Here is a 21,460-nt window from a genome sequence, read left to right on the forward strand (position 1 = left end):
TGGGCTCGCGATCTGGGCGGCCAGACTTAACCTACTAGGTTTTAGGCCTTTTACCGTCGCCCGAGCCTGCCGGGCGATCTCGCGTGCGAGCGACGAAGATTCCGGCGACGGTCCGGGTGGGAACCACGACCGCTTGGCGACACCTGCGAAGTTCCGAAGGCCGCGTCAAAAAACGCCGCGTTCAAATATATGGACAAGGCCGCGACCCATTTCCGTCTCGGAATTTTCTCATTCAAGCTTTTCCTTGCTTTTTCCCCACGCCCTTGGTTTGATACTTGCCGGATCGAAGCTGCCTGGGGTTGGGGCGCCATGATGTATGCCGTAGGATCCGAGGTTTCCCACCAACACCACCTCTCTCCGCTTCGAATTGGCGACGCCTCGATCGGCGTGCGCTGCACGTTGGAGCCTGTCCCCTTGGCGCCAACGCCCGCTGTCGCAAAGGGGAATGCTTGAAAATGGGGGAGCACACCATGGAAGGTGAGGTAATCAAAGATCAACCCGAGTGGCGCCAGGGTGATATCCGATTCATGAAACGCGCATTGGAGCTGGCCGAGCGTGCCGCGGGGCGCACGTCGCCGAATCCGATGGTCGGGGCGGTCATCGTCAAAGAAGGCCGCGTGATCGGCGAAGGCTGGCATCATCGCGCCGGCGAACCCCACGCCGAAATCGAAGCCCTGCGCAGTGCCACCGAAGACGTGCGTGACGCCACGGTCTACGTCAGCCTGGAACCCTGCTGCCATTTCGGCCGCACACCACCCTGCACCAAAGCCCTGATCGATGCCGGCATCACCCGCGTCTTCTACGCCACCAGCGACGAAGACCCGCGCACCAAGGGCGAAGGCCACAAGGAACTCGAGGCGGCCGGCCTGGAAGTCGTACGCGGCCCGCTCGAGGAAGAGGCCCGCCACCTGAATCGCGCCTTTTTCCACTTCATGACGGCGAAACGCCCCTACGTCATCGCCAAGTACGCGATGAGCCTGGACGGGCGAATCGCCACCCACACCGGCAACAGTCACTGGATCACCGGGCTCGAGTCGCGCGCCGAAACCCACCGCCTGCGCGACAACTGCGATGCGCTGCTGGTCGGTGCCGGAACCGCCATCGCCGACGATCCGGAACTGGTGGTCTCGCTGGAAGAGCACGACGGACGGCAACCCCTGCGCGTGGTGCTGGACAGCACCGGTCGCGTGCCCCTGAAGGCCAAACTGTTCGACGCGTCGCTGCCCGGCAAGACCGTGCTTGCGACCACCTCGGCGATGGACGTCTACCATCGCTCCGAATTGGTCAGCAAGGGCGTGGAGGTCTGGGAGATTGCACCCACCGAAAATGGCGAAATCAGCCTGATTCCCCTGCTGGAACGGCTCACCCAGCACGACGTGCTGTCGCTCATGGTCGAAGGCGGCGCCATCACCCTGGGTTCCTTCTTCGCCGAACACCTGATCAACGAAGTCTGGGCGTTCGTCGGGGCCAAATTGATCGGCGGCTCCGGTGCACCCGGACCGATCGGATCCACGGGCATCGCCCGCCTGGAGCAGTCGCCGCCGCTGGACGTCTACGAGACCGAACGGCTCGAAAGCGATGTCCTGATCAAGGCGAAGGTCGTCTGAATCGAACCCCGCCCCATGCGTGAGCTCGCCCCCACCGGAATCGGTTGAATCCCCCCCCGAGTCGATTCTCCAGGAGAGGCACAAACCAAAAAGGCCGCCCCGTAAGGCGGCCTTTTCGCGTTTCTGGGTCCCGAAATCGGGATTACATTTTCAGGTTGAATTTGGTGAAGAAGAACGAACCGTTGATGCCCATCTGGACGTTTTCCCAGGGCGCACCGTTTTCGGTCTCGTTGGGATCCTGGCGCGTCGGGTTGGTGTCGAAGATGTTGGTGCCGCCGAAGGTCCAGGTCACGCCGCGACCCAGATCCACGTTGAAGGACAGGTCCACCGTGGTGGCGGGATCGTAGGATTGCGGCGGTGAATCGGGATCGTCCAACTGGGTCCAGGTACCCGAGACCACGTCGCCGAAGTGGGCGACTTTCAGGTTGCCGCCGAAACGGTCGCGCGAGTAATCGAAGGTCAGGGTCGCCTTGGTTTCGGGTGCCGACCCCTCGACGAACATCCGCTCACGGGTGCTGAAGTAGATCTCTTCCTTGCCTTCCAGGCTGGGGGCGGTGTTGATTTCCTCGACCTCCGTCTTGTTGTAGTTGAAGGCCACGAAGCTGTTCAGGTTGCCGCCGGCGAGCTTGCCGCGATGGGCGATGGTCAGGTCGACTCCCTCGGTGCTGGTGTCGATCGCGTTGGTGAAGAAGCGCGCTTCCGAAAGGCCCTGGGCGTCGATGATTTCGCCGATGTCCGAGTCCTCGGCCGTGAAACCGCCGGTCAGGACGATGCGGTCCTCGATGTCGATCACGTAGCCGTCGAGGGTGATGGTCAGTTCGGAACGCGGGGTGTAGGTGAACCCGAAGGTCAGGTTCTCGCTGGTTTCTTCCTTGAGCGAGGGAATGCCCACGAGGCGCGCCAATTCGCTTTCGTTGGGCGCCAGTTTCACGTCGGCGGCGACGCCGGCGATAAAATCGGTGAAGGTGGAGCTGAAATAACGCTGGTGCAGGCTCGGCGCCCGGAACCCGGTGCTGACGCTGCCGCGAAAGGCGATCCGCTCACTGGCCTTGTAGCTGAGGGCCAGCTTGCCGTTCACGGTGTCGCCGAAATCACTGTAGTCCTCACCGCGGACGGCCGCGGCCAGCAGGAACTTTTCGGAGAACTGTAGTTCCACGTCCAGGTAGAGCGCCGTGTTGTCGCGATCGGCATCGATCTCGTCGACCGGTTGAAAGCCGGGGAAGCCCTGGGACCCGGCATTGCCGCCGCCCGCACCGTCGAAGTCCGCGTAGGAACCGGGCTCGCCGGCGAAGATTTCGTAGGTTTCACGCCGGAACTCGAAGCCGGTGGCCACGTTCACGCCGGCCAGCACATCGGGGAAGAACCGGGAGAAGTCGAGGTTCGTGGTGTGCTGGGTGAACTGGAAACCGCCCGCGTCGAATTCGGTGGGCGAGATGCCGTTGTTGGTGGTGGCGATCGAGGCGTTCAGCGTCTGGGTGATCAGGTACTCCATGCGGTTGGAACCGTAGGTCGTACTGATGTCGTAGAACCAGGCGCCGGCCAGGCCGTGGAACCCGAACGCGGCCGAGTAGTCTTCGATGTCGGTTTCGATTTCGGGTACGAAGCCGTCGGGGTACATTTCCGCCGAGTTGCGCGAGGGAATGTCGTCGGAACCCACGCCGTCGCGGTACCAGGCACCGGCGGCGCCGTCGCGGGCGTTGAGGCCGCCGTGGCCGTAGAAGGTGCCCACGTCGCCGACCGGCTTGCTCAGGTTGAAGAACAAAATGCTGTTTTCGGTTTCGGCATCGCCGATGATGCGCGGTTCGTTGTCGCCGGAACGGTCGGTGCGGTCACGGGTCAGAAACTCACCCGTCAGGTTCAACACCCCGCCGTTGCCCAGTTCCATGCCGTAGTTCAGGGCGGCCTGGCCGTAATCGCCATCCCCTTCCTGGTACTGCCCCAAAGAGGCCACCGCATTCAGGCCCAAATCCTTGCGCAGCACGATGTTGATGACGCCGGCGATCGCGTCCGATCCGTATTGGGCCGCCGCACCGTCGCGCAGGATCTCGATCCGCTCGATGGCGCTGACGGGGATCGTGTTCAAATCGGTGCCCACGTTGCCGCGCGCCCGGGTACCGAACAGATAGACCAGCGACGACGTGTGGCGCCGCTTGCCGTTGATGAGCACCAACACCTGATCGGGTCCCAATCCGCGCAGGGTGGCCGCATCCACGTGGTCACTGCCGTCCGAGCCCGACTGACGGTTCGAATTGAAAGACGGCGCGGTGAACTGGAGAAGCTGGCCCAAATCCAATTGACCCGAATCGGAAACCAGTTCCTCGACCGGCACCACGTCGACCGGCACCGGGGTTTCCGTCTGCGACCGCTCCAGACGTCGCGTACCGACCGTGATCGTTTCGACGATGGCCGGTTGTTCGACCGACTCTTCCTCCGCTTGACTTTCCTGGGCGAAGCCCATCGCTCCGAGACCGCAGAGCCCGACCATCGCACTCGTTGTCCAAATGTTCCTGAATCGGCGCAGCAGCGTCCGGCGCAAATCCGATTCGGTCTGCCAAAGAAATCGCATGATTCCCTCCTGTGAACTCTCCTGGGTTTTGTCCCGATCGACAAAAAAGCTTGCCGGATCACTGTCCGGGCCCACTTCGAGGTGCCGTGGCCCGACCGTCCCGAATGACGGCCACTTGGGACACCAACCCGTCGAAGCCCCACCCGAGGTCGACCACACGGGAGGCGTGTGCCGAGCGGATGAGATTCGACCATGTGCAGTAATCGCGTATCCTCCGTTCGTTCAGGGCCGGCAATATTAATGAAAACCGGAGATCGCCTGAATGAAGGGTTTGGTAGAAAAATACATTCACGTTGAGTTCGGTAAGGAGCACCGTGGCAAAATCAAACACAAAAGTATGCAATGGCTTATCGCCGATCGGGAGTTGGAAAATCATTTCCGATTTCTCCGGCCAGGTCAATACAACATTGAAAAAAAAGGTGCCAACCCGGTTAATATGGCGCACCGTTTCGCGTGGGTTCGGGCTTCGAAACCGGGGCCCTTCCGGGCGCATCGCACATGGATAAGGTGCCTAACCACAGGGACCATGGAGAAAACCCGGGCAGCACGGGGCGGCGACCGCGACGCGTTCCGCGGCACCCGTGGATCCACGCCGCGATGATGACCGGGATCACACATGCACTATTTTCGGAGACACACGTATTCACATGGAATTAAAATCAACTCATGCGGCACACGAAACTCACCTCCCAATCCTGCCGCACTTTTTCAAAATTCCCTCTTGAAATTAGTTATCCTTCTCCAACACCTTGAAGCATAGGCTCGGATATGGGCTTGATCGGCGTTGTCTATGGCAAGGGACAACGAATCCGATCGGGACCTCGTTCCTTTTTCAAGCTTGAGCAAATTGGCCGGAACACTCCGGCCTTTTTTTATGGTGACCGCGCCGCCACGACTCGCCATCGCGGTCCTTTTCCATCGCGAACGGGCCGGTTCGTACCACTTTTTCACGCTTGTTTGCCTACCTGAGTCACCAAATCTACCGATCTTTGTCACTTTTCCATAGATTTTTGCGATATTTTTTTGGACTGATTGAATACAATCTTTTCCTACGCCCGTTTTTCCCCCTTGTTTTTCTCTACCGAGTACATCGATGGGCGGGCTGATTCGACGACCGAGTCGTGGCACGCCACTCGGGGTCCGTGATACGACACAAGGCTTTTTCCAAACGCAGGAGCCATCGAGCCGATCGACCGGTACCCGGTCGATCGCGAGGGTTCGAACGACCCGGAACCATGGGTTCGCGCCGCTCTCGCTTCCCGTCGCGACAAAAGTCTTGTGAGGCGCACCGCCATGAATCGTACCCATTGGTAATGAACTCCCCGAATTTTTCCGGTCGTCCTCAATCGTGCAATCTCGCTAATTACTTAAAAGGTGAACAAAACATGATCTTGAGTCTCCTATTGGCAATGGCAATTCAGGGCTGGGACGCCCCCCGATCGCCGGTCGAGCCCCATTCGCTCGCATTCAGCTACCACTCCCCCGCCCAAAAATCCCTCCCCGCCCAACTGAAAGCGTTTCCAACTCCCGATGGCACCGTCGACCTGGCCCTTCAATCGTTTGACATCTGGCAACAGGAAGGCGTGGTCGTCGAATACCGCAGCGAAGGCATCCGCCGCCACAAGCCTTCCCGCGATCGGCAGTACTACCGCGCGGTCACCAAGCAAGGCCGCCTGATTTTCCTCGCCGGCAACGCCGCGGAAGGATACCGCGGATTCGCGGAAACCAAGGCCGGCGTGCAACGGCTCACCTGGCGCCAGGACTCGGTACGCTACACCACCCAGATCAACAGAGGATTCGAGTGTCGCGCCGCGGCAACCGGTTTCAAGTTCCCCGAAATGTCGAAGTCTCCCCGCAAATCGGACGACGGCCAGATCACGGTGATCGACCTCGCCATCGAGACCGACAATTTCCTTTATCGGGAGATGGGTTCCACCGAGGCGTTGGTAGAAGTCATCAGCCTCAGTTTCGCCGCGGTCAGCGCCATTTACGAACGCGATCTCGGTGCGGCGTTGCGCCTGACCCACGTGGCCGTGTACCCCGAAGCCCATCCCTGGAACACCTTCACCCTCTACGAACTTCAGGATCACTGGCAGGATCCCAACAACGGCAAACAGCACATCGCGCGTACCCTGACCCATTTGCTCACGCCCATCGGCGGCTATGGCCAGGGGTTCATCGATACCTTGTGCGACAGCACCTGGGGATTCGGCCGCAGCGCATTTTTCGGCACCATCCTGGAAGACGGAGATCTCTCGGATGTCAGCCTCTTGGCCCACGAGCTGGGTCACAACCTGGGTAGCCCACACACCCACGATTACCTGCCCGCCATCGATCGCTGCCCGACCTATACCGGCGACGCCCCCGCTGACGGCGGCACCATCATGAGCTACTGTTACTTTCAGACCGCCATTCCCGAAACCTTCAGCTTCCACCCTCGCGTGCAGGAGCTGTTGCGCGACCGCATCGCCGCCGCGGCGTGCACGGCCGGTACCGAATCGGCGATCGCCTTCGAAGACCCGAACTTCAAGCTGGCGATTCTCGCCCAGGCCGATGCCAACGACGACGGCGAGATCTCCCTGGACGAAGCCGCCTCGGTGACCGACATCGATGTCAGCGGTCAGCAGATCGAAAGCATCGCGCCCCTGCGCCACTTCGTGAATCTCGAAGGCCTGATCGCCACGGACAACGGCATCACCCGCCTTCCGGAGGCGCTGCCCGCCACGTTGCTTCGGCTGAACCTCGCCGGCAACCCACTCAGCACCGAAAACTGCACGCTGTTGGCTTCGCTGCGCCATCAGACCTGGGAAACCTTCGAACTCGGCGAAGGGTTTTCCTGTGACCAGGATCGGCTCCAGTTTGCGGATCCCAACCTGACCGCCGCACTGGCGGCCCACGACACCGACGGGGACGGCCACCTGAGCCGGCTGGAAGCGTCCGCCATCAGCTCCCTCGACTTGACCGAACGGGACATCGAAGACCTGAGCGGCCTGGACCAATTGAAGAATCTCCGCAGCCTGGACGTGAGCCGCAACCGATTGACCCGACTGGCCAGGTTGCCGCTGAGCCTGATCGACGTGACGGCCACCGACAACCAGCTCGAGAACATCGACGAAATCGTTCGCCTGCACCAGTTGAGCTACCTGGACGTGTCCGGCAACCGGCTCACCGGGCTGCCGCAGATCGATCATCTGTTCTTCTTGGAGACGTTGATCGCGGACGACAACCAGTTGACCGAGTTGCCGAGCTTGATCGCCGAGTCGCTGGGATTGTCGCGCCTGTCGCTGGCCGACAACCAGTTGACCGAGCTGCCTGAACTGCCGAAACTGCTGTTCTTCCTGGATGTTTCCGGCAACGAGTTGACCGAGCTGCCCTACGTGGCACCGGTCAATTACCAGGATGCGCAGCTTTTGTTTTTCGAAAACAACCGCATCGGCACGGACAGTTGCGACCTCCTGACGGAATACGTGGAACGCGACCTGTCTTCGCTGAGCTACCTGCCGCAAAAGGAGGGCGTGACCTTCGACTGCCTGGCCACACCTTCGCGCCCGCCGATCATTCAATCGCTGCCCTGGATCGTCAACAACGGCTCCTTCAAAAGCCAGGTCGCGATATGGAACAAGGCCTCCGAAACCCGTACCGTCAGGCTGCGCGGGGTCGTACGCCAGCGCGAAGCCTGGACCACCGTCACCTTGGAGCCCAACTCGCGAACGCTGTTCGCCCCCGAGGACCTGTTCGGCAACGCCACCCGGTACAGCCTGTATCTGCACGGGTTCCACAAGGACCTCACCATGACGGCCCACCTGGACAACCTGCGTGGCCCCTCGGCGGGCACCCACGCCGCGAGTCATGCCGCCACCTACGCCACGATGACCAACAAGGTGACCTTCGTCGGTTTGACCAGCATGTCTCCGGTGGTGCTGACGCTGCCAGGCGCGACCTTCGAGGCGCCGGTACCGCTCAGCCTGGAACTGTTCGGCGCCGAAGGACGAATCGGTGACGCGGTGAGCGTCACGCCACAGGGCGCGGCGCCCTACGTCGCGCAACTCGAGAAGCTGTTTCCCGAGTCAGTGGGGCAGGCGGACCTGACGCTCCTGGCTCGCGCCCCCAGTGGCAATCGCTTGTGCGGCACCCAGTACCACTTTCAGGGTTGGGCCGAAATGGCCATGGCCGAAGCGACGCCGTTTCTCTACAACAGCACCATTCGCTTCTTCCCCGTCGGGAACGATCTGAAGTCGGTTCGCCTGAACCTGTTCAACGCCGGCGAAAGCGACGGCGGCATCTTCCTGCTCGCCTACGGTGCCGACGGAGCGCGGGCCAATGCCGGCTTCCAGGTGAAGGCCAAGGGGACCTTGACCATCGATCCCTCCGAGCATTTCGACGGGGATCAACCCACCAGCCTGCTGGCCTTCGGCAGTGCGGCGACGTTCGGGAGCATCATGCTGCAAGATCAGGTGGGATCCGGCGACGCATCGCCCGCGATGATGCCTCTGCCGCGGTTGACCTCCAGTCTCTCGACCATCGAGTTCCACGATTTGGCCGAATCGGCGCAAACCCTGCTGTATCTCGCGGCCTTTCGGCCCACCGACGTCACGCTCCACCTGTACGACCTGAATCATCAGGAAATCGCCCAGGAAACCTGGACCGTTCCCGAGGGTGGCAACGCCACCTGGGTCGGCGATTTGGGCGAGGTCTTTCCCGGTGTCGACCTGGAAGACAAGTACCTGGTCGTCCAAAATGGTCGCGGTCAGCCGATGGTCGGCTACCTGCGTCACGTGAACGAGGAGGGACGTTCCTCCCTGCTGGGTTCGCTGCCCAAATAACGGGTTCACCGACTGCGGAAACCCAAAAGGCCTCGGCACTGCCGGGGCCTTTTCTCGTTGGGGAAGCGGGTTCGGATGTTTACCGCCGAGTCGCCGCCCAGGTCGGCGGCCGGATTGCCGATGATCCGGCACACCGACCACCGGGTTTCAAGTGGGTAACTAATCGAAGCGAATCGCTGGGGAGTTCCCGCATTCATCAGAGGGGCGTCGTGCCTGGTAGGTGCGACCGCTGGTCGCACATTCCGAAGCTCCTGTTTTTATTGGAGCTTCGCTCTTTGGCGTTCTGAATTTTCGCAGCCCTGATCACTTCGAAGTGTCAGCCGGGCCGGCTTACACCCCTGACCAACTTACTGCCGCGCCGACCCTCGCAGCATACGGGAACTCTTCGCATGGATCACTTCGGCGAGTTCAGCCAGCGGCTGAACCTACCTGGCACGACGAATCTCTCGACTTTAGGACACTCCAGACGAATTCGTTTCGAGAGAATCACGTACCGGCGGGCATACCCGCTCGATTTCGAGAAAGAAACAGCACACCTGGTTTCTAAGGATCGGCATTTGGTGCCGTATCATGGTCCTGCTTTTCCTGGGTTCGTTCATTCCTGCCTTCCTGATCAAGATTTGGCGACGGCAAGACCCAGCTCAGGTTGAATGCACCACGTTTCAAGAGAGAGCAAGGAAAGCGCCGAGGAACAGACAAATGAAACCGTGTTCAATTGAAAACTCGCACCATAATGCCGCAATTTATGCCCAAGAGACTTGCCGGAGTGCAAGGGTTCTCCTTCGGTACTATCATTACCTTTTTTGAGATGAATATTCTTTTATTAGATTTTCTCTATTGTGATTGTTTCACTTATTCATTATGGTGGTGTCCGAGGCATACAACCGGTCGCCACGGCTTCCCCGCACAAAACGATTCATCGCCGTGGATCCCTGCCCGGACAGACATTTCGCGCTCGATACCCTCGCGCATATGTCCCACGGAATGACAAGCCTCCAGATGAGCGCGAGAGTCCACGCGCAACGCTTTCTCTTTTCAACTCACCTTTGGAATGCACTCTCGGGAGGATCAATGCGAGGCAGATTGAGGTTGGTACCCCATTACTCGGCGGCAGATGTGGATTGGGCGGAGGACTTACTTTCGTCCGCGCTGGAACAGGTCGATGAAGCCAAAGTTTTTTATGATTACGATGACTGGGAAAAACCGGATTTTATCTGCCCACTGTTGAAGAAAGTGGCCGCAAACAGCTTCGGCAAAGAGCTGATCACCCGCGTTTCCAAGACAAGTCGCAGCATCGAGCTTCAATTCAACGAACTCGGCGCGACGGGAGAGGCATCGGAGCCGGAGCCCACGACTGCACCGGAGCCGACCACCGCCGGTGAACCGCTGTCGGCGCCGCTCCAATTCTCGATGCCAAGGGAAGCCCCCGACGAAGACGGTTCGGCCAAAGCCAAGGCGGTCAAGGTCACCAAACTGGCACCCGACCCCAAGCTCAAATCCGAAGAGGACGAAAAACCCAAGTCGAAGCTGACCGCCAACCAGAAGCGGGTGGTCGAGGCCCTGCGCGCCGCGGGACGGCCGCTCAGCCGGGACGAACTGCTGGAACAGGCCGGTATCGCCAGGTTACCGCGCGTGCTGAAAGGGGTTCGCACCATCACGTTCCGCAAGAAGGACCAAACCGAAGCGGTTCGCTACGAGCTCGATCAAATGTAAAGGCGATCCGTGGTCGGATCGCCACGGAATCAGGGCTATCAGGTATCAGGTATCAGGTATCAGGATAAAAGAGCACAGCTCCGCTTCATGTGTAAACTCTTCGGTTTAAAACCGTTTCCATGGCGAAGTGTGCGCCTGCGAAGGAGTGCCCTTCCGAGGAACGGGCTAGCGGACGAGGCGTGTCTCCGTTTACAGGAACCCTCTGCAAAAGGTGAGCTGTAACACCTGATTTACAGTGATTTACACTTGTTTTACAAAAGAAATCCAATTAATATATCACTCAGATCGAACAGGCACACACCCATCTCATACTTGCCCTGCCCCGCGGGAACAACCTCTACCCTTTCCCATCCGCGATTCGGTCCCCTCCCGTTTTTTTCATTTCATTGGTGGGACCCGCTCTTTTAACCTCCCTTCATCATTTTTTCGTCAAACGGCGAGCCGGACCCCTGTGCCGGTCGTCCCGTCTCGTCATCTCATCACGATTCCCGTTGGCATCTGCCGATCCCCAAAGACCGATCGGCAGCAGCCGGTCTCGGTGCCTCGCCGTGCGACCGGTAACCGTGCGTTTTCCGATTCCCGCTCGAAGATGACCGGGCTGGGAAGTGGTGTGCCTTCCCGTGCCTGGGCGTTTCATGAGCCCAACCGAAACCCCCAATCCCGAACCAAACGGCATCGTCCGATTTCGATGCCCCAACCCCCCGAATCGCGTCCCAGGTCCGGCCCCGTGCGGTTTTTGCGCCGTCGGGTCGTCCGGTCTCTTTGGATGACGCGACTAACTTAGCGGGAACCTTTTTCGAAGAGAAGCGACGGCACCCACCGCCTCGTGACATCGCGACCCCCGTCGACCCCACGATCCGAACGGACTCGACGTCGACACCGATCGGTTTCGCGGACAAGGGTCACTCGATTCACGAGCAAGGGTCTAGGTGTGTCCGCAGGAAGCGCTTTTCGGAAGAAGGGGTTCCTAGAGGAGAGAACAATGCGTCATTGTAAGTTTGCATTTTCACATTTCCTTTTTCTATCTGCGACCTTGCTGCTCTTTCCGTCACCTTCGATTGCACTACCAACCGATGGTCGACACCTGAAAAAGCCCTCGGAAACCCATGCACCCGAGGCATCTCAGCACGTTTTTCTGCAAAAGAATGCGACCGAATTGCAGAATCACATTCCGCTGAACAACCTTTCTGCTTCTCAAAATACGGAGACCCATTACTACATCAACATTCCCGCCGGGGCCTCGAACCTGAGTGTTCGTATTTCCGGCGGCAGCGGGGATGCCGATATGTATCTTCGCGAGGGGACGGCACCCTCCCAGACCGAGTACGATTGCCGCCCCTGGGTCAACGGCAACCCCGAAACCTGTACTGTCGCCCAACCCAACCAGGCCACTTATCACGTCATGATTCGCGCCTACACCAGCTATTCCGGGCTCACCCTCGTGGCCGACTACGAGGCCCCGGTCGGCGGCCCCTTGAGCAACGACGTCCCGGTCACCGGACTGGGCGACGCTCAAAACGGCCAAATGCACTTTTACCTGGATGTGCCCCAGGGCGCGTCAAACCTCACCTTCAACATCGACGGCGGCAGCGGCGACTGCGACATGTACGTCCGCGCCGGAGCGCAACCCACCAAGACGACCTACGACTGCCGGCCTTGGGTCAACGGCAATAGGGAAACCTGCGACTTCGCCAACCCACAAGAGGCACGCTACCACGTCATGCTGGTGGGCTACAGCAGCTACAGCGGCGTGACGCTGACCGCCAGTTACGAGGGCGGCAACGGCGGCGACTGCACCCCCGGCCAAGACGGCGGGTTCACCCTCCACAGGTTGGGCAACGGCGAGGTTACCGAGAACAGCTACGGCTCCTGGATCCGTATCCAGGGCAATGTGGACGAGAACTACCAGATCAGCGTCTGTCAAGATCCCGAATACGGCGTGATCATGTTCAGCGGCAGTCCCATTCAGATCAGCAACGGCTTCGATCATCGGTTCACGTACAGCTACAACCACCTGGGAAGCCGTCCCACCAATACCGACAGCTTCGTGGTTCGGGTCGAGAACAACGGCAACGTCTCCACCCAGACCATCGAACTCACCCTGAACAATCCGACCGTGCCGCACCCGGTGCAACCGGCCTGTGCCGACATCAACGTCGACGCCGACCTGGACGGCATCCCCGACTGCGCCGAGCAGCCCGGCCGCACCTTCTACGGCATGCCGCTCTACGACTGGGGCGCGCGCACCAACCAGAAGGACATCTTCATCGAGGTGGACTATATGGCGGTTCACACGTTGCGCGACTATGAAGGCAACGTCATGACCGACGGCGAAGGCAACCCGCTGCAGGACCACGGCACCGAGCCCCTGCGCGAGTCGCTGGACATCGTCGTGGACCTCTTCGCCCAACGCGGGTACACGGTTCACTTCGACATCGGCGACCTCTACGACCAGAGCCCCGGTATCGATCCGGCCGATCACGACCTGGGTGCGGGTCAGGCGATTCCCTTCGAAGAATACGTGCACCTGAATCGCTGGACGGACACCTACAACGGTCGCGAAATCCCGGTACCGGGCATGAGAGAAGATTTCATGCCCCAGTACTTCGAGAACAATCCCGAGCGCAAGCGCATCTTCTACTACCTGTTGTTCGCCAACTCCCAGGGCGGCAGCAACCGCGGTTCCTCCGGTCAGGCGCCGGATACCTTCGACTACTGGTTCTACCTGTCGATGGGCGGATCGCGCTGGCGCATGGATGACGACACGCCGGAAAACCGCAACATGCTCATCAACGCCCACGCCTCGACCATCTTCCACGAGCTCGGTCACGTGGTCGGCTTCGCCCACGGCGGCAATCCCGAACTCTCGTACGACGAACGTCAGTTGTTGAACTACAAGCCGAACTACCTCAGCAGCATGAACTACCTGTATCAGCTCCAGGGCGTGCCCCACGATTTCCCCGACCTGGACGTACACGCCATGATTCTCGATCGCTATCAGTATGCGCGCGGCAGACAGGGCATCCAAGCCTGCCGCGACGAGCTGTACGCCCGCAGACCCGACAACTACACTTGGGGCAACCTGTTGCACGGCCTGTTCGGCGATCCGTCGCAATTCCACATCACCTACTCCGACGGGACCAACGCGCCGATCGACGAAAACGCGATCTCCGAGGCCGGAACCCTGGGCGGCCTCGATTACGACTGCGACGGCAGCGTCTCCAACAGTACGGGCAGCTTCGACATCAATTTCTCCGGCACCTACAACGTGCTGGAAGACTACGACGACTGGGACAACCTGTACCTCTACTACCGGTATCTCAACTACCAAAACGGACAGTTCATCATCGAGCCGGGCACCAATGTACTTTGGGCGCGCTCACCTGGTGACGTAAACGGACAGAACAGCCAGAGCCTGCGCAAGGAAGAAAACCCGATCGGCGTGCAGGAATGGGTACCGCCCCAAGAGGTGTTTGACGCGATCCACAAGCGTCAGAACCGCGAGGTGCGCATCCAGAAGTAATCGCGACAACGCGGCACCTGTTCGCTGCTTCCCACGATCAGGCGCCGTTTCACACGGCGTCTGAACCGAGGCTCGGTTCGGACGCCGTGAAACCGGTACAACGGCGATTGGACACGAGGGATACCCTTGTCGTCGAATCGCCGTTTCTTCGTGAACCCGTGGATCTGAAGAAGATCCTGTTGCCGGTCACCTGGACAGGTGCCGCCAGGGCAAAAAAATGGGCTTCACCGTCGATTCCGGGCGATGACCGATTGGTGCTAATTAGTACAAGTATATTTATTTCAAACAGTTAAAGAAAAACCACGCGTTTCGGCCTTCATTCTGCTTTCTCCGGATTTCATCCGCAATGTGACGGAGATCAACCCATCTCCCGAGTGCGTCGGTTTCGGGATCCAGGATCCTCCCGAACCGGTTCTATGCGGGTTTCGATGAATGAAGTGAAATTCAGGTGGTTTTCGATGAATCGTTCCAGTACGTGGGGGATACCGGCATTTTTTCGCGAGCTCTACCGCGAACCCATGACCGCGAGAGAACCGTCACGGCGCCCTTTTGTCACACCGATGGCGATCCTGTTCATCGCCGCGATCTTTCTGCGGATGTGGTTCCTGCACCGCTTCGGCACCTTGCTGTTCCCCGATTCCCTATTTCGCTATCTTCCGATCGGCGTCCATGCCCCGGAGCGGTGGCTCGGCTCGGTTTACGATACGCCCGGCTATCCGCTCTTCATTTCGGCCGTGCATCACGGACCCGGATTGTACCCCTGGCTGCAGCTCGGCCAGGCGGTGCTCGACGGGTTGACCGCGCTGATGGTGCTCGACATGGGGCGCCGGCTGGATTTGGGGATCTGGGCCTGGCCGCCGGCCTTGATCATGGGCTTGGGTGCCCATCACATCGCGTTCAGCAATGCGGTCCTTTCCGAAACGCTGTTTTGCTTCTTGACCGTGGGCTGTTGCTGGTGGTTCCTGCTGCTGCGGAGCCGACCCGACCGCGGCTACGGCTATTTCGCGGGGCTGGGGCTGTGGGTGGCCGCCCTGACTTTGACTCGGGCGAACGGGGTCCTGTTCCTGGCGCTGTTCACCTTCGCCGGCCTGTGGTTTTCCTCGCTGAAGGGTCAACGCGGGAAGTGGATCCTCTTCGGGAGCTGTGCCGTGGTGCCGATCCTCGCTTGGGTCGGCTACAACTACCACTCGCGAGGCCTGCTGGGTATCGCCCAAGGATCCGGTTGGCAGTTCCTGCAGGCTACGTCCTACCACGGCCTTCTGGTCGCCGAGGATCTTCCCGCGGAGGACCGCGACGCCTACACGGACCTCGCGTCCCTGTACCGGATTCGGGCGAAGCATTTCGACCCCGCCAAACCGAGGAGGGCGGTGCTCGGTTACGATCGGCAGTACCGCGACATCGCGTTGTCGGCGGTCAGGCGGGATCCGCTGGGGTACCTGCGCGGGGTGGTTTCCTCGATGCGGCTCCCCACCCAGGAGATCTACGACATGTCGAAGCTGCCGTTGCGGCAGGGCAATTGGACGCATCATCGCAACCTGGCCGCCAAGACCGACTACCTTCACTGGATGCCGCCCTATCACGAGCAGGGCCTCTTTCGGCGCCTGTACGGGCACCTGATGGTGCTGTCCTTCAAAAACAAGATGCCCATCTTGATGCTCTTTTCGCTGTGCGCCTGGTTGTATGCGGTGTACCGGAAGCGTCCCTACCTGTTCCTCCTGGGCGGTCTCCCCTTTTTGAACGGGCTGCCGCTGCTGTTGATGCTCAACCCCATCGATCGCTACTTCTACCCGTTCGAGCCCTTGCTGTGGCTGACCCTGTTCGCCGTACCGCCACTCGTGCGGCGCGCCGCGTTCGGGGCCCCGGCAAGCGACCGGCCCGGGTGGCGTTGGTGGTGGCCTACGGCCGATGTCTCGGCGCTGGGCAGCGACCTCGCAACGGGTTCCACGCGCGTGATCGATCGTGGCCTGGTGATCGTGCCGGCCTACAACGAGGCCGACAACCTGCCGACCCTGCTGGACCGTTTCGGTGACCCGGAGGGTTGGGACCTGCTGGTGGTGAACGACGGGTCCAGCGACGACACGGCCGAGATCCTGGCACGCTCCGGTGTCCGCCACATCAATTTGCCGATGAACCTCGGGATCGGCGGTGCCATGCAGACCGGCTACCGCTTCGCCTTCGAGAACGGATACAGCCGGGCGATCCAGATGGACGGCGACGGGCAACACCAGCCGGAGCAGATCGCCCGCCTGGAAACGGCCCTGGCCGAGGCGGACTGCGTCATCGGCAGCCGATTCCTGGAGCGGCGCGGCTACCAGAGCACGCCGTTGCGTTTGTTGGGGATCCGGATGATTTCGTGGACCCTGTACCTCATGTCCGGGCGCCGCATCCGCGACTGCACCTCGGGGATGCGCATGGTCAACCGGCGCGTGCTGGCCCTGTTCGCGAACCACTACCCTCACGACTTCCCGGAGCCCGAGTCGCTGGCGATGCTGTTGCGGGCGGGATGTCGGGTGGTCGAAGTGCCCGTGGAGATGGCCGAACGCGGCGGCGGCGCCAGCTCGATTCAGGGCCTCAAATCGGTGCTCTACATGATCCAGGTGATTCCCAAAGTGGTGTTGTCGTCGATTTTTCGGAGGTTTGTATGAGCGAGATCCCCTTTTCGGTGTTGGGCTTCACGATGGTGTTCGTGGCCTGTCACCTGTGGTTGCTGCGGCGCACGGTACAACGCAATTTGATGACGCAGAATTCGCTGCTGTTCTGGTTCGCGGTGGCATTGGCTCTGTTCCTGATGGCGTTGTTCCCCGCGCCGATGATCCAGCTCACGTCGTGGCTGGGTTTCGAAATCGCCGCCAACGGCGTCTTCTTCCTGGCGATTGGGTTTCTGATGTTTCTCAACCTCCTGCAATCGCTGGAGATCAGTCGCCTGAACCGGATGATCCTGAGCTTGACGCAGGCCTACTCGCTGAAGATGTGCCTCTCCGAGGAGGTGGAGGCGGGATCCTTTCCCGTGCGGCACGGGGAGGATGCTGCCGAGTTGGGGTCTTGATTGGGGGAGTTGGGTGCAGGGCCCGGCATGGGTTGGTGGGAGGGGAATTTTCCACCACCGAGATCGCGGAGTTCGCGGAGGCGGACCAGTCCGCACCCTTCCCCCGGAAGTATCCACCCGCCCTAACATGGCGTGGAGTCAAGTAGGAGGCGGACCAACACGTCGAAGTGCCACCATTCGGAGTTCCCGCATGTCGATAAGGGACGTCGTGCCAGGTAGGTACATCCGCCGGATGTACCAATCGAAGCCAGCAACGCGCGCGGTTCCCGCATTTCGAAGTGCGCCGTCGTCGCAGTAGGTATGCCCGCTGGGCCGACATTCGAAGCAGCCCATACTGCGCAAAATCAAGTGGTAAAAGAGCGGAGCAGATATGCCAGGTCTCTCGACCTCCCGATGATGGATTTCACCATGCCCAGTCGCTTCGATTTCTTGAGCACGACCGGTAAGCGAGCCTGCTCCACCAATCGAAGGGACCCAGGCTCGCGGCTCCGAGGCTCCAAAGAGCGAGGCGTGCAGCGCCATCCCGCCCGCCACACACGCTCGAACGCCTCGGTAGCAATCGACACCCACCGAGGATCCCGCTAGACGTCGACCTTATAGTTGAGCGCGGCCTCGTCGCCGGTCATGCCGCGAAAGCCCCAGCAATGGGCCGGCTGTTCCTTGATCGTGATTTCCAGGTCCACGGGGGCGATGCCGAGCCGCGCCTCCACCTGACGGAACATGGCTTTGATCAGCGCTTTTTTGGTTTCGATCTTGCGACCTTCGATCATGTTGATCTCGATGACCGTGTAGGCGCCGCTACGACCGCCCGGGTAATAGAAGTCCTCTCGGTCCATGGGCATGAATCGGTGGGCACGCTTGTCTTCGGGCATGCCGAGCACCGCTTTCATGCAGTCGTGCAAAATATCGGAAAGTTGGGCCTTGATGGGGTTGAGCCGCTCTTTGATTCCATAAACGACAATCACGCAAACCTCGCTTGGGTTCAGGGTCATGGACATCGAGGACGAAACGCAGCGTCCCCGACATCCCGATCGGCGCCCTGGTATGCCACGGCGACCATCCAGAAAACCCATCATACCCTGTTCGTGACCACCATCGCCCAAGGGCTCGCCCCGCGTCCACCCTACCGAAAACCAACGGCAATCGGCGCGAAACGATTCAGGTCCCAGGGATCCCCCGGAAAAAATCGACCCCGAAGTCTGCGGCAGGTGCTGGACGGCGGGCGTTAGGCCTGATATGTTCTGGCAAAATCTTACGGGGATGAACGTACGCGAGAAGGCTTCCTCACTGAAGCCCGAACCCGCATCACAGAGGAAAAACCAATCTATGACACTGCTGATCGTCTATGTGGTCCTTGCGCTGGGCGTTTCGTTTTTGTGCTCCATCCTTGAAGCCGTGCTGCTGAGCATTTCGCCTTCCTTCGTCGCCCAACTGGAAAGCGATCGACCCAAGCTCGGCCGGCGTTTGCGCCGATTTAAAGACGAGGTGGACCGTCCACTTGCGGCGATCCTCAGCCTCAATACCGTCGCCCACACGGTGGGGGCCGTCGGTGCCGGGGCACAAGCCGCCGCGGTATTCGGTCAAACCTATGTCGGCATCATTTCGGCCGCGCTGACCCTGCTCATCCTGGTCCTCTCCGAAATCATTCCCAAAACGCTGGGCGCGCTCTACTGGCGCCGGCTGACCCCTTGGCTGGTGCGGATTTTGGGACCGATCACGCTTTCGATGTGGCCCTTGGTGAAAATGGCCGAAGGGCTCACCCGCCTGCTGAAATCCGGAGACGTGGTCCTGGTCCTGGAACGGGAGGAAATCCTCGCCCTGGCCGGGCAAGGTAGCGAGAAAGGGGTCTTCAACGAAAGCGAATCGCGTATCCTCCAGAACCTGTTTCGCCTGCGCGAGGTGCGCACCGAAGATATCATGACGCCGCGCACCGTGCTCTTCTCGCTGGAGGAAACCATGACGGTGGCGGAGGTACGGGCGTCCCATCCCAATATCCGCTTTTCCCGCATTCCCGTCTATAGCGAGAATCCGGACAACGTCGTCGGCTTCGTGCTCCGGAGCGATGTGCTGCTTTGCGCCGCGGAAGGACGTGGTCAGACGTTGCTTTCCGATCCCGAACTCAAGCGGCCGATTACGATCGTCCTGGGAAGCTGTCGGCTGTCCGAGCTTTTCGAACGGTTGATCGGCGAACACAACCACTTGGCGGTGGTCGTCGACGAGTACGGAGGTGTCGAGGGGCTGGTGACGATGGAGGATTTGATCGAGACCCTGATCGGTTTGGAAATCGTCGACGAATCGGATCCCGTACGCGACATGCGAGAACTGGCCCGCCTACAGTGGTTGCGACGGGCGAAGCGCATCGGTTTGAACGTGGACGAGGACCCGGAACCCCCTCGCGAAGCAGAGGACAAGTGACGGAGGGACCGCGGCGAGGCCCATCCCGAAACAACGGGAACATCCAGCGCGAATTCGAACGTGAAACACCATGCTTCGTTTTTGGCGAAGGGCCACGGGCCATTCACCAGAAAAATGAAGCATGAAGCCATGAAAATCGAAAGCCAGGAACGGATGGCAGATGGGGTACCATGGCCATGCATTTCCTGGCTTCGATTTTTCCTGACTTCCAGATAACGTGGTGACGGCCGCAAGACCCATCCCAGGTTTTATGCACCACTTCGTTCCGAAAGAGCTTGCGTCGTTCGGTAATTAGGCCAGTGGCTGGAAATGACACGAAAAGTGTCGAAGCACTTTGGGCTGTTTGGTAATTTTCAGCCCCGCATAGGCTTCGCGATGGTTCCAAACCTCCTCGATCACCTCGGCAAGGTAGTCGAAATGGCTTTGGGTATAGACCCGCCGGGGGAAGGCCAGACGCACGAGTTCCAACGGCGAGGCCTGCTCGATTCCCGCTTCGTCAAAACTACCGAACATGACCGAGCCAAGCTCCACCGCGCGAATGCCACCCTCAATGTAAAGCGCGTTGACGAGTGCAATGCCAGGATATGCCAGCGACGGTATATGGGGCATAAACGCTTTCGCATCCAAAAATACAGCGTGGCCGCCACCCGGTTTCATCACGGGAATGCCCTTTTTTTCCAACTTGTTCATTAGATAGGAAACCGTAGCGTGGCGATAGGTTTGATACTCGAAATCCAAGGCCTCCATCAACCCTACCGATATGGCTTCCAGATCGCGCCCGGCCAAACCACCATAGGTGGGGAATCCTTCGCGCAGAATCAGCATATTCTTAAAATCTTCGGCCCAAACGTCGTCATTACAAACGAAGAAACCGCCGATATTGGCCAAACCATCTTTTTTCAAACTCATGGTCGCCGCATCCGCGTAAGAAAAAATTTCTTGTGCTATCTCGAGCAAAGCCTTGCCCCGATAGCCTTCTTCGCGCTCGTGAATGAAGTATGAATTCTCGGCAAAGCGACACGCATCGATGATCAGGGGGATTCCGTGTCGCTTCAGGACTTCTTTCACGCCACGGATGTTGGCCATGGAAACCGGTTGCCCACCGCCGGTATTGTTGGTCACCGTAATCATGCAAAAAGGGATCTTTGCGACGCCATGCTCTTCGATACAGGCCTCGAGCTTCGCGATGTCCATGTTGCCCTTGAAGGGCGCGTCCAAGGTTGGATCCAAACCTTCATCGTTCAGTAAATTCAAGGCCTTGGCACCCGCCACCTCCAGGTTGGCCCTGGTCGTATCGAAGTGGCTGTTGTTGGGGACCACATCTCCAGGCTTGATGCGTGTCATCGCCAACAGGCTTTCGGCGGCACGGCCCTGATGCGTCGGGAACACATGCTTGATGTTGGTGATGGTTTTAATGGTATCCCTGAACCGCTTCCAAGACCTGCTTCCCGCATAACTCTCATCGCCGAGCATCAAGGCGGCCCACTGTTGGGCCGACATGGCTCCCGTGCCGGAATCGGTCAACAAATCTATGGCACAATCTTCCGCATCCAGCAGAAACACATTATGAAATGCTTCTTCAAGCTTTTGGATACGTTCTTCTTTTGTGATGATCTTGATCGGTTCGGTCATTTTAATGCGGAAGGGTTCCATGATAGTACGCATAAAAGATCCTTTGTTTATGTGCTTGGTGTCCCCACAACAAATGTCGTGAGATGAGCCGGGAACCATGTTCTTTTGGCGTATTCATTGATTGTAACCATTATG

General features: G+C 59.7%; 11 protein-coding genes. 8 read left to right on the forward strand and 3 right to left on the reverse strand.

What is annotated here, in order from left to right; all coding sequences use genetic code 11:
• Positions 1-470: 470 nt before the first annotated feature.
• Positions 471-1,607 carry a bifunctional diaminohydroxyphosphoribosylaminopyrimidine deaminase/5-amino-6-(5-phosphoribosylamino)uracil reductase RibD gene (ribD, locus tag J3U87_RS27120; RefSeq protein ID WP_237378922.1) on the forward strand — a complete coding sequence of 379 codons (1,137 nt, stop codon included), beginning with the start codon at positions 471-473 and terminating at the stop codon, positions 1,605-1,607.
• Between the two features lie 142 nt (positions 1,608-1,749).
• Here the strand turns inward: ribD and J3U87_RS27125 are convergent, their stop codons facing one another.
• Positions 1,750-4,173, reverse strand: a complete 2,424-nt coding sequence (locus J3U87_RS27125; RefSeq protein WP_237378923.1) for a TonB-dependent receptor plug domain-containing protein — start codon at positions 4,171-4,173, stop codon at positions 1,750-1,752.
• Positions 4,174-4,435: 262 nt separating this feature from the next.
• On the opposite strand from J3U87_RS27125, the gene J3U87_RS27130 reads away from it, so the two are divergent.
• The 6 genes from J3U87_RS27130 (at position 4,436) to J3U87_RS27155 (ending at position 17,278) form a co-directional block, all read left to right on the forward strand.
• Positions 4,436-4,774 carry a hypothetical protein gene (locus J3U87_RS27130; protein ID WP_237378924.1) on the forward strand — a complete coding sequence of 113 codons (339 nt, stop codon included), beginning with the start codon at positions 4,436-4,438 and terminating at the stop codon, positions 4,772-4,774.
• 784 nt (positions 4,775-5,558) lie between these two features.
• Positions 5,559-8,996, forward strand: a complete 3,438-nt coding sequence (locus tag J3U87_RS27135; RefSeq protein ID WP_237378925.1) for a M12 family metallo-peptidase — start codon at positions 5,559-5,561, stop codon at positions 8,994-8,996.
• Between the two features lie 1,071 nt (positions 8,997-10,067).
• Positions 10,068-10,709 (forward strand): hypothetical protein, encoded by a 642-nt coding sequence (locus J3U87_RS27140; protein WP_237378926.1) that lies wholly within the window; start codon positions 10,068-10,070, stop codon positions 10,707-10,709.
• 1,156 nt (positions 10,710-11,865) lie between these two features.
• Positions 11,866-14,232 (forward strand): PPC domain-containing protein, encoded by a 2,367-nt coding sequence (locus J3U87_RS27145; RefSeq protein WP_237378927.1) that lies wholly within the window; start codon positions 11,866-11,868, stop codon positions 14,230-14,232.
• 458 nt (positions 14,233-14,690) lie between these two features.
• Positions 14,691-16,877 carry a glycosyltransferase family 2 protein gene (locus J3U87_RS27150; protein WP_237378928.1) on the forward strand — a complete coding sequence of 729 codons (2,187 nt, stop codon included), beginning with the start codon at positions 14,691-14,693 and terminating at the stop codon, positions 16,875-16,877.
• Positions 16,874-17,278, forward strand: a complete 405-nt coding sequence (locus J3U87_RS27155; RefSeq protein ID WP_237378929.1) for a DUF2304 domain-containing protein — start codon at positions 16,874-16,876, stop codon at positions 17,276-17,278. The genes J3U87_RS27150 and J3U87_RS27155 overlap by 4 nt, the downstream gene beginning before the upstream one ends.
• A 581-nt stretch (positions 17,279-17,859) precedes the next feature.
• Here J3U87_RS27155 and J3U87_RS27160 read toward each other — a convergent pair.
• Positions 17,860-18,243 carry a tautomerase family protein gene (locus J3U87_RS27160; protein ID WP_237378930.1) on the reverse strand — a complete coding sequence of 128 codons (384 nt, stop codon included), beginning with the start codon at positions 18,241-18,243 and terminating at the stop codon, positions 17,860-17,862.
• Between the two features lie 361 nt (positions 18,244-18,604).
• Here J3U87_RS27160 and J3U87_RS27165 point away from each other — a divergent pair, with 361 nt between their 5' ends.
• Positions 18,605-19,693 carry a CNNM domain-containing protein gene (locus tag J3U87_RS27165; RefSeq protein ID WP_237378931.1) on the forward strand — a complete coding sequence of 363 codons (1,089 nt, stop codon included), beginning with the start codon at positions 18,605-18,607 and terminating at the stop codon, positions 19,691-19,693.
• A gap of 291 nt (positions 19,694-19,984) precedes the next feature.
• Here J3U87_RS27165 and J3U87_RS27170 read toward each other — a convergent pair whose 3' ends face one another.
• Positions 19,985-21,358 (reverse strand): tryptophanase, encoded by a 1,374-nt coding sequence (locus J3U87_RS27170; RefSeq protein ID WP_237378932.1) that lies wholly within the window; start codon positions 21,356-21,358, stop codon positions 19,985-19,987.
• Between the last annotated feature and the right edge of the window lie 102 nt (positions 21,359-21,460).

Source organism: Sulfidibacter corallicola, assembly GCF_017498545.1.
Classification (GTDB): Bacteria; Acidobacteriota; Holophagae; order Acanthopleuribacterales; family Acanthopleuribacteraceae; genus Sulfidibacter; species Sulfidibacter corallicola.